General features: G+C 68.9%; 15 protein-coding genes. 10 read left to right on the top strand and 5 right to left on the bottom strand.

What is annotated here, in order from left to right; all coding sequences use genetic code 11:
- Window positions 1-22 precede the first annotated feature (22 nt).
- From BXA03_RS17080 to BXA03_RS17065, 4 genes are all read left to right on the top strand, one after another.
- Complete coding sequence (locus BXA03_RS17080; protein WP_076510038.1) at window positions 23-1,387, top strand: DUF1254 domain-containing protein; 1,365 nt, start codon at window positions 23-25, stop codon at window positions 1,385-1,387.
- Window positions 1,384-2,745 carry a DUF1254 domain-containing protein gene (locus BXA03_RS17075; protein ID WP_076510037.1) on the top strand — a complete coding sequence of 454 codons (1,362 nt, stop codon included), beginning with the start codon at window positions 1,384-1,386 and terminating at the stop codon, window positions 2,743-2,745. The genes BXA03_RS17080 and BXA03_RS17075 overlap by 4 nt, the downstream gene beginning before the upstream one ends.
- On the top strand, window positions 2,742-4,013 hold the full coding sequence (locus tag BXA03_RS17070) for an alkyl sulfatase dimerization domain-containing protein (protein ID WP_076510035.1): 1,272 nt from the start codon (window positions 2,742-2,744) through the stop codon (window positions 4,011-4,013). Before BXA03_RS17075 ends, BXA03_RS17070 begins: the two co-directional genes overlap by 4 nt.
- Before the next feature lie 61 nt (window positions 4,014-4,074).
- The gene (locus tag BXA03_RS17065) at window positions 4,075-5,049 is read left to right on the top strand and encodes a Bug family tripartite tricarboxylate transporter substrate binding protein (RefSeq protein WP_076510033.1); all 975 of its coding nucleotides are present in this window, start codon (window positions 4,075-4,077) and stop codon (window positions 5,047-5,049) included.
- 105 nt (window positions 5,050-5,154) lie between these two features.
- Here BXA03_RS17065 and BXA03_RS17060 read toward each other — a convergent pair whose 3' ends face one another.
- From BXA03_RS17060 to BXA03_RS17045, 4 genes are all read right to left on the bottom strand, one after another.
- A complete protein-coding gene (locus BXA03_RS17060; RefSeq protein ID WP_076510031.1) occupies window positions 5,155-6,366 on the bottom strand; it encodes a branched-chain amino acid ABC transporter substrate-binding protein in 1,212 nt (403 codons plus the stop codon).
- A 136-nt stretch (window positions 6,367-6,502) separates the two neighbouring features.
- Window positions 6,503-7,018 (bottom strand): hypothetical protein, encoded by a 516-nt coding sequence (locus BXA03_RS17055; protein ID WP_076510028.1) that lies wholly within the window; start codon window positions 7,016-7,018, stop codon window positions 6,503-6,505.
- Entirely contained in the window at window positions 7,015-7,452 is a 438-nt protein-coding gene (locus BXA03_RS17050; RefSeq protein ID WP_076510026.1) for a DNA polymerase III subunit chi, read from the bottom strand. The genes BXA03_RS17055 and BXA03_RS17050 overlap by 4 nt, the downstream gene beginning before the upstream one ends.
- 28 nt (window positions 7,453-7,480) lie before the next feature.
- Entirely contained in the window at window positions 7,481-8,980 is a 1,500-nt protein-coding gene (locus BXA03_RS17045; RefSeq protein ID WP_076510024.1) for a leucyl aminopeptidase, read from the bottom strand.
- A gap of 22 nt (window positions 8,981-9,002) precedes the next feature.
- On the opposite strand from BXA03_RS17045, the gene lptF reads away from it, so the two are divergent.
- The 6 genes from lptF to BXA03_RS17015 all read left to right on the top strand — a co-directional run bounded on the left by lptF (window position 9,003) and on the right by BXA03_RS17015 (window position 14,021).
- On the top strand, window positions 9,003-10,091 hold the full coding sequence (gene lptF, locus BXA03_RS17040; protein WP_076510022.1) for an LPS export ABC transporter permease LptF: 1,089 nt from the start codon (window positions 9,003-9,005) through the stop codon (window positions 10,089-10,091).
- 4 nt (window positions 10,092-10,095) lie between these two features.
- Complete coding sequence (gene lptG, locus BXA03_RS17035; protein WP_076510020.1) at window positions 10,096-11,205, top strand: LPS export ABC transporter permease LptG; 1,110 nt, start codon at window positions 10,096-10,098, stop codon at window positions 11,203-11,205.
- A complete protein-coding gene (locus tag BXA03_RS17030; RefSeq protein ID WP_076510018.1) occupies window positions 11,202-11,573 on the top strand; it encodes a sirohydrochlorin chelatase in 372 nt (123 codons plus the stop codon). The genes lptG and BXA03_RS17030 overlap by 4 nt, the downstream gene beginning before the upstream one ends.
- 43 nt (window positions 11,574-11,616) lie before the next feature.
- Complete coding sequence (locus tag BXA03_RS17025) at window positions 11,617-12,558, top strand: CysB family HTH-type transcriptional regulator (RefSeq protein WP_076510015.1); 942 nt, start codon at window positions 11,617-11,619, stop codon at window positions 12,556-12,558.
- 26 nt (window positions 12,559-12,584) lie between these two features.
- On the top strand, window positions 12,585-13,748 hold the full coding sequence (locus BXA03_RS17020; RefSeq protein WP_076510013.1) for a pyridoxal phosphate-dependent aminotransferase: 1,164 nt from the start codon (window positions 12,585-12,587) through the stop codon (window positions 13,746-13,748).
- 114 nt (window positions 13,749-13,862) lie between these two features.
- Window positions 13,863-14,021: a DUF3309 family protein gene (locus tag BXA03_RS17015; protein WP_017761920.1), complete on the top strand. Its 159-nt coding sequence runs from the start codon at window positions 13,863-13,865 to the stop codon at window positions 14,019-14,021.
- 145 nt (window positions 14,022-14,166) lie between these two features.
- Here BXA03_RS17015 and BXA03_RS17010 read toward each other — a convergent pair whose 3' ends face one another.
- Window positions 14,167-15,072, bottom strand: a complete 906-nt coding sequence (locus tag BXA03_RS17010; protein WP_076510011.1) for a LysR family transcriptional regulator — start codon at window positions 15,070-15,072, stop codon at window positions 14,167-14,169.
- Window position 15,073: the final 1 nt, after the last annotated feature.

Below are 15,073 nucleotides of genomic sequence, written 5' to 3'. Positions count from 1 at the left end.
CGTTCTTCGAGCTTCAAACACCATGACCTCTTCCGACACCTTCACCGGCCTGGACGCCGGCCGCCGCGACCTTGCCCGCTCCGTGGGCCTGGCCGGCTTCGTGTATGGCTATCCCCTGATCGAGTCGGTGCGCACCTGCCGACTGCAGACGGGCCGAGCCAGCCCCGCGCACCGCGCCCCCATCAACGCGCCGCATGCCATCACCCGGCCCTCCACGGACCAGGACCGCGACATCGTCACGCCAGCCAACGACCTGCTCTACACGACCGCATGGATCCACCTCGGCGACGGGCCTTGCGTGCTGACCGTGCCGCCCGCGGCCGAGCACCCAGGACGCTACTTCGTGCTGGCGCTCTATGACGCCTACACCGAGAACTTCGAGAACCTGGGCCCCCGCAACTGCCAGGCCCAGGGCGAACAGGTGTTGCTGCTCGGCCCGGGCCAGTCGGCGCCGGCCGCGCTCGCGCATCTGCGCCAGGTGGCATGCCCCACCATCCTGGTCTGGCTGATCAGCCGCATCCTGGTGGGCGACGAAGCCGATCTGCCCGTCGCCCGCGCGCTGCAGGCGGGCATCCGACTCGCCCCCGCCGAAGGGACGGCTCCCTCGCGAGCCCCGGCCTGCGTGGAAGCCTGGGAAGGCGAACCGGTCGATGCCATGGCCGACATGCAGGCCGGCGTACCGGCCGAGGACGTGGCGCGGCGCTTCTTCGGCAACCTCTGCCGCGCGCTGGCCGATGCGCCGGGCCGGCCGGAAGACCAGGGTCTGGTCGCCTGGCTCGGCCAGGCCGGCCTTCGGCCCGGCGCGGGCTTCGACTGGCAGACGCTGGACGCCCCGACGCGCGAGGGCCTGCTGCAAGGCCTGACCGAGGCAAGCCGCCTAGTCGCCGAAGCGGCACGCAGTCGGCGGCGCAAGCCCTGGGTGCTGGCCGGCCGGGCCGGCCGCTACGGCCACGACTACCTCACCCGCGCCCTGACGGCCTACATCGGCCTGGGCGCACTGGCCACCACCGAGGCGCTCTACGCCGCAGGCCACTTCGATGCCGAGGGCCAACTGCTGGACGGCAGCCGCCGCTACACGCTTCGCTTCGAGGCCGATGCGCTGCCGCCCGCCGACGCCTTCTGGTCGGTCACGCTCTACGACGCCGACCGCTTCCTCTATCCCAATGCCATCGGCCGCCATGCCATCGGCGATCGAACGCCGGGACTCGTGCGCGATCAGGACGGCAGCCTGCGCATCGTGTTCAGCCACGCGCAGCCTGAGGAGGGCGCCAACTGGCTGCCCACCCCGGCGGGGCGCTTCTACCTGATCCTGCGCCTGTACCACCCGCGCGGCGACGCACGCCAGTGGCGCATCCCGGCGCTGCAGCCGATGGGAGCCGGCGCATGAGCACGACCACCGCCCACCTGGACCGGGACGCCGTCGTCTATGCCTACCCGCTCTACGAGATGCGCCGCATGCGCGCCGCCACCTCGCCCAGGCGCGTGGCGGCGCATGGCGAGGCGCCCGCCGGCCAACGCTGGTGCAACGTGTTCACGCACAGCCGCCACCTGCTCGCACCGGGCCGCAGCCGGGTCGTCACCCCCAACAACGACACGCTCTACTCGACCGCCTGGCTGCATGTGGACGACGAGCCGCTGGTGGTCGAGGTGCCCGACACGCAGGGGCGCTATTACGTCCTGGGGCTGCTGGACTTCTTCACGAATCCGTTCGCGCACCTGGGCACCCGACTGACCGGCAACGGTGCGCGTCGCTTCGTCCTGACGCCTCCGGGCTGGGAAGGCGCGCTACCGGCCGAACTGCAGGCGGCCGGCAGCCGGGTGGCCTGCCCCACGCCCTGGGTGTGGGTGATCGGCCGCATCCTGGTCGACGGGGAGCACGACCTGCCCGGCGCCCATGGCGTGCAGGATGGACTGCAGGTGCGCCGACTGAGCGACTGGATCGCCGGCCGCCCGGCCCGGCCCGAAGCCTTCGACCCCGACTGCGACGCCTCGGCCCCGCCGACACCTGCGCACTTTGCGCACCAGGTACGCGCTGCGCTCCACGCCAACCCGCCACCTGCCCCGGATGGCCAGTGGCTCGCTGCCCTGGCCGCCCTGGGCCTGGACCCGGCCGGCGCCCCAGCGTCCCACGCGGCACCGGACCGCCTCGGCCCTGCGCTCGACGAGGCGCTGGCCCTGCTGCGCGGCGCCGAGACCGGCCGGCCCACCGCCGAAGGCTGGACGCTGCCGCCGGTGGTGTCGGGCAGCTTCGGCGACGACCATCGCTCGCGGGCGCTGGTCGCGCTCAAGTACATCGGCATGCTGGAGAGCGCGGAGGCCTACTACCCGATGGCCTGGCAGGATGCGCAGGGCGAGGCGCTGACGGGACGGCGCCGCTATTCGCTGCACTTCGGCCCCGGCGCAACGCCGCCGGTCGACGCCTTCTGGTCCATCACGATGTATGACGCCCGCGACTACATGCTGGTGGCCAATCCCATCGGCCGCTACGCCATCGGTGACCGCAGCGAAGGACTGGACTGGGCGGCCGATGGCAGCCTCACGATCCACATCGCGCATGACGCACCTTCCGATCCGGCCGAGCGCGCCAACTGGCTGCCGGCACCAGCGGCCGAGTTCTACCTGTGCCTGCGGGCCTACATTCCGCAACCCGCCCTGCTGGAAGGCCGCTGGCATCCGCCTGCGCTGCAGGTGACCGGCCATTCGCCCAGCCTTGCCGGCACCGCCGCGCCGGAGGCCCTCGCATGAACGCCGTTCCTCCCACTCGCGCAGCGCCGGCGGACAAGCCCTTCCTGATCGTCGGCGAAGGCAGCGACACCGTGGGCGAGGGCCTGCATCTGCTGAGAGGCCAGGGGCATGCCTTCGCCGCCGAGACCAACGTCGGCCTGGTGGTGGTGGACGCCGGCCCCGGCGGCAAAGTGACGGCGGGCATGATCGCCGCGCTGCGTGCGCTGAGCGACGCGCCGCTTCATGCCCTGTGCTTCAGCCACGGGCACCTGGGCTACAACGCCGGCATCGACCAGTGGCTGGCCCATGCCGAGCAGCGCGGCGATCCCCGGCCGCGGCTCATCGCGCATGCGAACGTTCCGCGCCGCCTTGCGCGCTATCGCGAGACGGCCGGCCTTCAGCACCGGCTGGCGGAAATGCAGTTCCGCCGGCCGGCGGCGTTCTTCGAACGCCACCTCGCCATGCACGATCCGGACGAGACCTTCGAGGATCGGCTGGTGATCGGCCAGGGCGAGCGCCGGGTCGAACTGCACTGGGCGCCCTCGGAGACGGACGACGCCATCGCGCTCTGGGCGCCCGCCCAGCGCGTGCTCTATGGCGGCGCGGCCCTCATCGACTCCATGCCGAACGTGGGCACGCCCCTGCGCACGCTGCGCGACCCAGTCCGCTGGGCGCAGACGCTGGAGCAGCTGGCCACCCTGCGGCCCGAGGTCGCCGTGCGCGAATTCGGGCCCACGCTGCGCGGTGAAGCCCCGATCCGCGAGGTGTTGCTGCACACGGCGCATGCCCTGCGCTGGCTGCGGGCGCAGACAGTCGCGCTGATGAACGAGGGCCTGAACGAGGCGCAGATCCTCGCGCGGCTCGATTTCCCCGAGGCCGTCTTCGGTGCCGACTGGCTCAAGCCCACCTATGGCGATCCAAGCTACGTGGTGCGCGACGTCTACCGCGCCGAGAACGGCTGGTGGGACCGCAACCCCACCACCCTGCACCCCGCCTCGCCCGACGTGGCGGCGCGGGAGATCGGTGCGGCCATCACGGACAAGGCCGGGGTGCTGGCCCACGCCAGCAGCCTGGCCTCGCGTGGCGAATGGCAGCTCGCGCTGCATGTGATCGACCTGCTGGCCACCGCACAGGGCGAGGCGCCGGAGATCGCGCAGGCAAGGCAGCTCAAGGCGGCATGGCTGCGTGAACGCGCAGGCCAGGTGCGCAGCTACGTGTCGCGCAACCTCCTGCTCAGCAGCGCCGACCGGCTCGAGGCCGGCACGCACGCGCAACTGGGGCTGCGCTGACGGCCGACCGCGCCCGATCGCCCAGCCTTTCCCCCGCAACATTCGGATGACGGAGACACCCATGCCTGCTTCACTGCGCTTCGGCGCCCTCTTCCTGGCCACCCTGGCCGCCTGCGCACCCGCTCACGCCGCAGACACCTATCCCCAGCGCCCCGTGACGCTGATCGTTCCCACGGCGGCGGCAGGCGGCACCGACACCATCGCCCGCGTGATGGCGGAGGCGCTTGGCAAGCAGCTCGGCCAGCCGTTCGTGGTCGAGAACAAGCCTGGCGCCAACGGCGTGCTCGGCGTCGAGGCTGGCGCCCGCGCCGCGCCCGACGGCTACCGGCTGCTCTTCGCCTACGCGGCCTCGGTGGTCGTCAATCCGAGCCTCTACCGCAAGCTGCCCTATGACCCAGTCAAGGATCTCGCGCCCATCGCCCAGATCGGGCGCGGCGGCAACTTGCTGCTGGTGAGACCCGACTTTCCGGCCCGGACGCTCGGCGAGTTCGTGGCCGAGGTGAAGGCGCATCCGGGCAAGTACAGCTACTGCTCGTGGGGTGCGGGCTCCGGTGGGCACCTGGCGATGGAGAGCCTGAAGAAACAGGCCGGCATCGACATGCTGCACGTGCCCTACAAGGGCAGCAGCCCCTGCGTGCAGGACCTCGCAGGCAAGCAGGTGGACGCCGCCTTCGCCGACACCTCGTCCACCATCGAACTGGTCAAGGCCGGCCGCGTGCGTGCGCTGGCCAACAGCGGGCCCCAGCGGCTGCCCATGCTGCCCGACGTGCCGACGATGACCGAGGCCGGCTATCCCTTCACCACCTACAGCTGGTACGGCCTGCTCGCCCCGGCGCGCACGCCGCCCGCCATCATCGAGCGCCTCAACGGCGCCGTGCAGAAGGCGCTGGTCGACCCCGAGGTGGTCCGGCGGCTGCGCGAACTCAACTTCGACGACTTGCCGCAGACGAGTCCCGCGCAGTTCGCGACCGTGATCGGCGACGACCTCAAGGCCTGGCGCACGCTCGTGCGCTCGATCAACCTTCAGCTGGATTGATCTGCGTCTGGCCGACCGGCCAGACAGGCGGCGACCCGCCACCGCCGGAAAAAAGAAAAGGGGCCCGAAGGCCCCTGGGTCGTGCAGCGATGTTGTCGCCGACGATCAGCGCACCACGGCGATCTGCGTGCGCTGGCCACCCTTGTAGGTGTAGAGCGTCAGGGCGCCGTTCTTGATGTCGCCCTTCTCGTCGAAGGCGATGGGGCCGGTCAGGCCCTTGTATTCGATCTTGCCGACTTCGGGCAGGTACTTGGCCGGATCGGCCGAGCCGGCCTTCTGCATGGCGGCCGCCAGCACCTGCACGGCGTCGTAGACATACGGCGCATAGATCTGCACGTCGACGCCGTTCTTTTCCTTGAACTTGGCCTTCCAGGCGTCCAGCGGCGCCTTGAAGTCGCCGTCCACACCGCCGGCTTCGGCGCAGTACACCATCTCTTCGCCGATGGCATCACCCGCCAGCTTGGCCAGCTCGCCCGTGCACAGGCCGTCGCCACCCATGAACTTGACGTTCAGACCCAGCTGCTTGACCTGCTTGAGCATCGGGCCGCCCACGGCGTCCATGCCGCCGAAGAACAGCACGTCGGGCTTGGCCCCCTTGAGCTTGGTCAGGATGGCGTTGAAGTCGGTGGACTTGTCGGTCGTGAACTCGCGACCCACGATGGTGGCGCCCGCGGCCTTGGCGGCCTTTTCGAACTCGTCGGCGACGCCCTGGCCGTAGGCCGTGCGGTCGTCGATCACTGCGATGTTCTTGCCCTTGAGGGTTTCGACAGCGTACTTGCCCAGCGTGCCGCCGAGCTGCGTGTCGTCGGCCACCACGCGGAAGGTGGTCTTGAAGCCCTGACGGGTGTACTTGGGGTTGGTGGCGGACGGCGAGATCTGGGGGATGCCGGCGTCGCTGTAGAGCTTGGAGGCGGGAATGGTGGTGCCCGAATTCAGGTGGCCGACCACGCCGTTGACCTGACTGTCCACCAGCTTCTGCGCGACGGCGGTGCCCTGCTTCGGATCGCCGGCATCGTCTTCGGCCAGCAGCTCGAACTTGGCGGTCTTGTCGCCGATCTTCACGCCCTGGGCATTGAGGTCCTCGATGGCCATCTTGGCGCCGAGTTCGTTGTCCTTGCCGAGGTGGGCGATGGCGCCGCTGGTGGGCGCCACATGGCCGATCTTGACCGTCAGCGTGTCACCCGCCGGAGGTGCAGCAGGCGCGGGCGCTGCCGCAGTGGCTGCAGGGCTCGCCGCGGGTGCTGCGGCTTCTTCCTTCTTGCCACAGGCCACCACCGAGAGTGCAGCCAAAGCGACCGCGGTCCATTTCAATTGCATGAGAAACCTCCAGAACGATGAAGACAGGATTGATGTTGGTCTACCGGTCGATGCAACCGGCGCGCCGAGCAGGAGCAAGTTCCAGGCCGACGCACCGGCCGGCGGCACCCTCGTGCCTTGCGACCTGAAATTCAGTTTAGCCCAACGATGGTGCACCAGACCCGGCGGAAACACGGGGTTCGGCCGCCGACAGCTCCTGCGCCAGGGCCTGGGAAATGAGCTGCCGCAACTGGTCTTCGAGCCGGTGGCGCAGCACCGGGATCATGGCGTCGAGCTGCTGCTGCACGGCTTGCGAAACCACGTCGGTCAGGGCCTCTTCGAGTCGCAGATCGACGCGCTGGAGCACCCGGTGCAGCAGCTCTTCCTCGATCTCGAAGACGTCTTCCGGACGCAGTGCAACCATCGAGGGCGACGGCTGCTGCGGCGTTGGTGCGGTCACTGCGGCCGGTTCCGTGACGGCCGGTGGCGGGGGCGTCGCAGGCGCGGGATGCGAGGAGGAGGACGCCAAGGGCGCGGGCACGTCGATCCTGGGCGCCGCTGCAGCCGACTCTGGCCACACCAGCTCCGGGGTCGCCACTGCCGGCACCTCCAGATCGACCACCGTCGTGAGGGTGGGCACGAAGCGCGGCGGCGTGCGAGGCGCTCCACTCATGCGGCGCGCGCTCCCACGTCATGGCGGGTGATGGCATAGCCGCGGTCCGAATAGTGGCGCCAGCGGTTGCGCCCCGCCGAGCGCTCCTCGTCGTCCAGCCCCACGACATCGATCAGGCGATCGAAGCGCTCGAAACCTTGCGGCAGTGGCAGCCCCAGGTTGAGCATGACCTGGCGATGGGCAGGCGACTCGCCTTCGGCCAGGCCCAGCAGTACCGCGGAGCGTCCGCGCACGTGCACGGGTGCGTCGGCCTTGCAATGGGCGATGAAGTCGGCCGGCGAGAAGCGCCACAGCGCATCGTCCAGCGCGTCGAGCAACTCGTCCGGCCCCTGGACCACCACCTGCGCGTCCGCACCGAGCACGGCCTTGCGCAGCAGTCGGCAGGCGTGATGCAGCTTGTCCGCGGCGTTGTAGTGGACGTCGATCTCGGTCACGTCGGTGGGAGAGCCGTCAGCGACGAAATCAGGCCGAGGCCGCCGTCTTGCGGACACGCTTGCGCGGTGCCGCAGGCGTGGCGCCGACGGCGGTCTGCGCAAGCAGGTAGTCCAGCAACAGGCCCACGGGCCGGCCGGTCGCGCCCTTGGCCCCGCCGCTCTTCCAGGCCGTGCCGGCGATGTCCAGGTGCGCCCAGGCGAACTCGCCGGTGAAGCGCTGCAGGAACTTGGCGGCCGTGATGGCACCGCCTGCGCGGCCGGCCACGTTGGCCACGTCGGCGAAGCGGGTCTTCAGGCCTTCGGCATATTCGTCGTCCAGCGGCATGCGCCAGCAGCGGTCGTGCGCGTTCTCGCCTGCATCCTGCAGGGCTTGCGCCAGGGCATCGTCGCTGGAGAACAGGCCACTGCGTACACCGCCCAGCGCCACCACGCAGGCGCCCGTCAAGGTGGCGATGTCGATCACCGCCTTGGGCGCAAAACGCTTGGCATAGGTCAGCGCATCGCACAGGATCAGCCGGCCTTCGGCGTCAGTGTTGAGGATCTCGATGGTCTGGCCATCCATGCTGGTGACCACGTCGCCCGGCTTGACCGCGCGGCCGTCGTTCATGTTCTCGCAGCTGGGAATCAGACCGACCACGTTGATGGCGGGCTGGATCTCGCCCAGCGCACGGAACACGCCGAGCACGCTCGCCGCGCCGCCCATGTCGAACTTCATCTCGTCCATCTCGGCCGCGGGCTTGAGCGAGACGCCGCCGGTGTCGAAGGTGATGCCCTTGCCGACCAGCACCTGCGGGGCCACGTCCTTGGCCGCGCCCTGATAGCGAAGCACGACGAAGCGCAGCGGCTGCTCCGAGCCCTGGGCCACCGCCATGAAGGCGCCCATGCCGAGCTTGGCCACCTCGCGCGGGCCCAGCACCTCAACCTTCAGCTTGGGGCCGCGGGCCAGCGACTGCGCCGCCTCGGCCAGCATCGTCGGCGTCGAATGGTTGCCTGGACGGTTGGCCCATTCCTTGGCGAACTCGATGCCCCGCACCGTGGCACGGGCCACATCGAAACCGGCCTGCAGTCCGGCGCTGTCGGACACGCCGAGCACGAGTTGCCGGATGGTGCGCGGCTCAGGCTTGGACTGTGTCGTCGTGTAGACATAGGTGGCGTCGGCTGCGGCCAGCACGGCCGCACGCAGGGCGCGCGCGTCGACCTTGCCCGCAAAGACCACCGAGACCTTCTTGGGCGCGGCGGACTTCACCGCCTGCATCGCCGCCCCGACGGCACTGCGAACCGCCGCGGCCGAGAGGTCACCGGCAGAACACAGCACGAGCCGCGTTGCCAAGACATCGGCAGCGCCATAGGCCGCGATGAGCTTGCCTGGCTTGCCCTTCAGGTCACCGGCCTTGCGGGCCTGGGCCAGCAGCCGCGACACGCCGTCGCTGCCCTCGCCCTTGAAGTCGTCGTGCACGAGGACGACGAGTGCGTCGGCCTTTTCTGCGGCGGCCTGCGCGAGGCCGAGGGTCTTGAGTTGGAAGTCCATAATCCGTCTTTTCGCTCGGACGATGTTATTCCATTCCACTTTGCGCAAGGAGCTGTCGCGCAGCTTCGGGGCCACGCTGGTGGTGCTGATCGCGATCGTGATGACGATCATCCTGATCCGCACGCTGGGCCTCGCCTCGCGTGGCAGCGTCAACCCTTCCGAGGTCTTCCTGGTCATGGCCTATACGGTGGTGGGCTATATGCCCACCATCCTCAGCCTGAGCCTGTTCATCTCGATCGTCGGCACGCTCTCTCGCATGTACCGCGACAGCGAGATGGTGATCTGGTTTTCGGCGGGACGCGGCCTCGCCGACTTCATCTCGCCTCTGCTGCGGTTCGCTTGGCCCGTACTGCTGCTGATCGCGGTGCTGTCGCTGGTGGGCTGGCCATGGGCCAATTCGCAGACGCAGGGCATGCGTGACCAGTACGAGCGGCGCGGCGATCTCGACCGCGTGGCGCCGGGCCAGTTCCAGGAATCGGCGGCACGCAACCGCGTGTTCTACATCGACAAGGATTCGCCGGACGCCACTTCGGCCTCCAACGTCTTCATCTCGTCCCTGGAGCGCAACCAGCAGATCGTCACCTCGGCCCAGAGCGGCAAGGTCGAGACGCTCCTGGGCGGCCGCTATCTGGTCCTGTCCAATGGCCAGCGGCTGGAGCGCAGCTTCGACAACAGCGACCTGAAGATTAGCGAGTTCGGCACCTACGGCGCCCGCATGGGCAACGATGGGCCGCTTCCGGGCGAAGAGGTCGCGCCCAAGTCCATGTCCACGCTGGCCCTGATCGGCGCGCCCACACCGGTCAACCAGGGTGAACTGGGCTGGCGCGTGGGCATGGTGCTGGCCGCGGTCAACTTCGTGCTGCTGGCGCTGGTGGTGTCGAACGTCAACCCGCGCGTGGGCCGCAGTGGCAACCTGCTGTTTGCCCTCTTCTGCTTCGTCATCTATTTCAACCTGCTGAACCTGGGACAGAGTTGGGTGGGCAACGGGCGCTTCGCGCTGCCCGGTTTCCTGGTGGTGCTGCATGGCGGCATGTTCATCGGCATGCTGCTGTGGATCGCACTGCGTCACCACAGCTGGCGCCGGCCCAGCCCGCGCATTCCTGCCGCCTGAACGCATGAGAACGCTTCGCCGCCTGATCTATGTGGACGCGATCAAGTCGATCGCCTTCGTCACGCTCGGCTTCCTGAGCCTGTTCTTCTTCTTCGACTTCGTGGACGAACTCTCCTCGGTGGGCAAGGGCACCGTGGCGCCTTACGGCCTGCCGCAGGCGCTGCTCTACGTCACGCTGCTGGTGCCGAGCCATCTGTACGAACTGCTGCCCATCGCGGTGCTGATCGGCAGCATCTTCGTCATGGCCAACCTGGCGCGCAGTTCCGAATACACGATCCTTCGCACCAGCGGACTTGGCCCCTGGCGAGCCTTGCGCATGCTGCTCACGCTCGGGCTGGGCTTCGTGGTCCTCACCTTCGCGGTGGGCGACTATGTGGCACCGCTGTCCGACCGTGCCGCCCAGTTGCTCAAGTCGCGCTATCAGGGGTACCTGGCCACCGCTGGTCTGACGGGCGGCTGGCTGAAGGAGCGCCGCGGCGATCACTCGTTTGCGGTGAACGTGGTCTCCATCGACCGCGATGGGACGCTCAAGCTGCCGCGCGTGTTCGAGTTCGACGAGCGCGGCTTCCTTCGCTCGCTGACCACGGCGAACACGGCGCGCATCGTCGACGGCGGCTGGCTGCTCCAGGATGCCCAGCGGCAGGAATTCCAGACGGGTCCCGGCACTGCCGCGCCCAAGGTGATCAACATCCATCAGGCGCTGATGCCCTGGCAGACGGGCCTGACCACCGACATGGTGGCGGTGGCGCTGCTCAAGCCCGAGCGCATGCGCACGGTCGACCTGTTCGAGTACACGCGCCACCTGGACGCCAATGGCCAGGCCACCCAGCGCTACAAGATCGAGTTCTGGCGCAAGGTCTTCTATCCGCTGTCCTGTCTGGTGATGGTGGTTCTGGCCCTGCCCTTTGCCTACCTGCACTTCCGCCAGAGCGGCATCGCTGGCTATGTGTTCGGCGGCGTGATGATCGGCATCAGCTTCTTCCTGCTGAACAACGTTTTCGGCTACATCGGCAACCTGCGCAACTGGTGGCCGTGGGCCACGGCGGCGGCGCCGGGCCTTCTTTATTCGCTGATGTCGCTCGGCGCCTTCGGCTGGCTGGTGCTGCGGCGATGACGACGCGCGGCATCGTTCTCTTCGCCCACGGCTCGCGTGACGCTCAGTGGCGCGAACCGGTGGAAGCGGTGGCGCGACGCGTGTCCGAGCAGGCGCCGGACGCACGCGTGCGCTGTGCCTACCTGGAAATGGTCTCGCCCGACCTGCCGGCGGCCGTCGCGGAACTCGTGGCCGAAGGGGTGGAGAGCGTCCACGTCGTGCCCCTTTTCCTGGGCATGGGGCGCCATGCCCGCGAAGATCTGCCCCTGCTCATGGCGGAATTGCGGCAGCAGCATCCCGGCGTGCATTTCACCAAGGCCCTGACCGTGGGGCAGGAGCCCGCAGTCATCGACCTGCTGGCCCGCCTGGCCGTCCAACCGCCTCGATAGATTGATAAGGCATAATGAATCGCGATAAATATCGGGATTTGTTATGAACCTTCACCAGTTCAAGTTCGTTCAGGAGGCCGTGCGCCGCAACCTGAACCTGACCGAAGCCGCCAAGGCGCTGCACACCTCGCAGCCCGGCGTCTCCAAGGCCATCATCGAACTGGAAGAAGAGCTGGGCGTGGAGATCTTTGCGCGCCACGGCAAGCGCCTCAAGCGCGTGACCGAACCCGGCCAGCACGTGCTCGCCAGCATCGAACTGATCATGCGCGAGGTGGGCAACCTGCGCCGGATCGGCGAGCAATTCAGTGCGCAGGACAGCGGCACGCTGTCCATCGCCACCACGCACACCCAGGCGCGCTACGTGCTGCCTGTTCCGGTGGTCAAGTTGCGCGAGGCCTATCCCAAGGTCAATGTCAGCCTGCATCAGGGCTCGCCGGCTCAGGTGGCCCAGATGGTGCTCGACGAGGTGGCGGAAGTCGGCGTGGCGACCGAATCGCTGGACGATTACGACGGCCTGGTCACCCTGCCCTGCTACGAATGGCAGCACGTGCTGGTGCTGCCCAAGGACCATCCCCTGGCCGCCAAGGAGCGCGTGAACCTGGAGGATCTGGCGGCCGAGCCGATCATCACCTACCACCCTTCCTTCACGGGTCGCACGCGCATCGACCATGCCTTTGCGCAGAAGAAGCTGTCGCCGCGCATCGCGCTGGAAGCCATCGACTCCGACGTCATCAAGACCTATGTGCGCCTGGGCCTGGGCGTGGGCATCGTGGCCGAGATGGCCGTGCGCGACGACAGCAACGAGGACCTGGTGGTGCGCCCCATGGGCCAGGTGATCGGCCAGAACGTCGCCCGCATCGCCTTCAAGCGCGGCGCCTACCTGCGCAACTTCGTCTTCAAGTTTGCCGAACTGCTCTCGGACCGGCTGGACCGCAACCTGATCGCCAAGGCCCTGAGCGGCCACTACGACGACTACGAACTCTGAACCCGCCGCTTCGCGCCTTCACTGACATGACCGCTGCACCCCGCACGCCCGAGCCGGGCACCAAGCTGCCCGCCGTGGGCACCACCATCTTCACCGTGATGTCGGCCCTGGCGACCGAGCACGGCGCCGTCAACCTGGGCCAGGGCTTCCCGGACTTCGGCTGCGACCCGAAGCTGCTGGATGCCGTCACCGCCGCGATGGCCGCCGGCCACAACCAGTACCCGCCGATGACCGGCGTGCCGCTGCTGCGTGAGCGCATCGCCGCCAAGATCGAGGCGCTCTACGGCCGCCGCTACGACGCCGGCACCGAGATCACCGTCACGGCCGGGGCCACGCAGGCCATCATCACGGCGATCCTGGCACTGGTGCGGCCGGGCGACGAGGTGATCGTGCTGGAGCCCTGCTACGACAGCTACGTGCCCAACATCGAGCTGGCTGGCGGCGTGGTGGTGCGCGTGCCGCTGGTGCCGGGCAGCTTCCGCCCCGACTTCGGCCGCATCGCGGCGGCGCTGACGCCGCGCACGCGCGCCATCCTGATCAACACGCCACACAACCCGAGCGGCACCGTGTGGACCGCCGAGGAGATGCGCCAGCTCGAAGACCTGCTCGCGCCCACCGACGTGTTCGTGATCAGCGACGAGGTCTACGAGCACATGGTCTACGACGGCGCGCTGCACCAGAGCGTGGCCCGCTTCCCGGGCCTGGCCGCGCGCAGCCTGATCGTCAGCAGCTTCGGCAAGACCTACCACGTCACCGGCTGGAAGGTGGGCTACGTGGCCGCGCCGGCGGTCCTGACGGCCGAGTTCCGCAAGGTGCACCAGTTCAACGTGTTCACCGTGAACACGCCGATGCAGCATGCGCTGGCGCACTACATGGCCGATGCGGCGCCTTATCTGGACCTGCCGGCCTTCTACCAGCGCAAGCGCGACCTGTTCGCCGAAGGCCTGGCACGCACCCGCCTGCGACTGCTGCCCAGCGAGGGCAGCTACTTCCAGTGCGTGGACATCTCGTCGGTCAGCGACCTGTCGGAGGCCGACTTCTGCCAGTGGCTCACGCGCGAGATCGGCGTGGCGGCGATTCCGCTGTCGGCCTTCTATGGCGATGGGTTCGACCAGCGCGTGGTGCGCTTCTGCTATGCCAAACGCGACGAGACACTGCGCGATGCGCTGACGCGGCTGGCAAAACTCTGACACCCGACCGCGGCGAGGGCCTGACAGCGCGAGGGGCCCGCCGCCGTCCGCCCGGCCCCTTCGATATGCGCAGCATCCGCTCTGTCAACAACTCACAGAGCTCGGAGCTACGTCATGTCCCTTTCCTTCATCCTGCTCATCGTCCTGATCCTGCTGCTGATCGGCGCCCTGCCCAGCTGGGGCTACAGCCGCAGCTGGGGCTACGGCCCGAGCGGCGGCCTGGGTCTGGTGCTCGTGATCGTGATCGTGCTGCTCCTGATGGGACGAATCTAGCCCTCGGCGCGCACCACCAAGAAGCCGCCCGCGCGGGCTGGGTCGAAGACCCGGCCCACGCGGGCGGTTTTTTTCGCCGGTCGCTGGCGCAGCTGGCATATGGCGCTGTCTGCCCAGGCCATGAAGTCCGCCCCGTCCGCGCCGCTCAGGCCAGCGCCCGCACCTGCGACAGGATCAGCTCTCCCACTTCCGCCATGAGGCCGCTCTCGGTGGTCGTGGTCTGGTTCCAGAGGTAGATGGGCCGCGCCGCAGGCGGTCCCGGCCAGGGCAACGACAACAGTCCGAAGCGCTGGCTCAGCCGCCGCAAGGGAAAGTCGGGCAGCACCGACAGGTGCCGCCCGCGCGCCAGCATCTCCAGCAGCACGAACGCCTCGCCCAGCACCGTGACCTGCGCCCGCATCTGCTGCACGCCGCCGCCCACCAGCATGCCCTGCACGTCCTGGTCGAAAGGTGATGCGGTTCCCAGGCTGATCCAGTCCGCGGCCTCCGCCTCGCCATGGGCCAGCGAGGGCCGCTCGGCGAAGGAATGGCCCGTCCCGCAGTACACGCCGAGGGTGTCGGCCACCAACAGCCGCCGCTCGATGCCCTGTGGCGGTCGCTCCAGCCAGGAGGGGCCGATGACGAAATCGTGCTGGCCGTCGATCAACTGCTCCACCAGCACATGGGGCCGGTCGCTGCGCACGGAGAGGGCCAGGTCGTCGAAGCGGGCAAGCAGGGCGCGCGTCACCTCGTCGAGCACCGCGGCGCCCACCATCGGCCCCGAGCCAATGCGCAGCTGGCGCCGGATGCCGCCGCGGTGCCGCGCGCTGACCTCCGCGGCGTCCTTGAGCCGGCGCGCGATCGCCCGCCCCTCGCGCGCCAGCATCTCGCCCAGCGGCGTGCTGCGCACACCGTAGCGGCTGCGCTCGAAGAGCTGGCCGCCCGCCTGCATCTCCAGCGTCTGCATGTTGTGGGTGAGCGTAGGCTGCGTGAGGTGCAGATGCCGGCTCGCCTGGGTGATCGAGCCTTTCTCCAGGATGGTCGCGAGCTGGACCAAGTGCCGAGGATCCATC

Origin of the sequence: Pseudacidovorax sp. RU35E, from assembly GCF_900156165.1 — a bacterium.
Classification (GTDB): domain Bacteria; phylum Pseudomonadota; class Gammaproteobacteria; order Burkholderiales; family Burkholderiaceae_C; genus Xenophilus.
The sequence above is the reverse complement of the archived record's forward strand: the minus strand, read 5'-3'. Positions and strand labels throughout refer to the sequence as shown.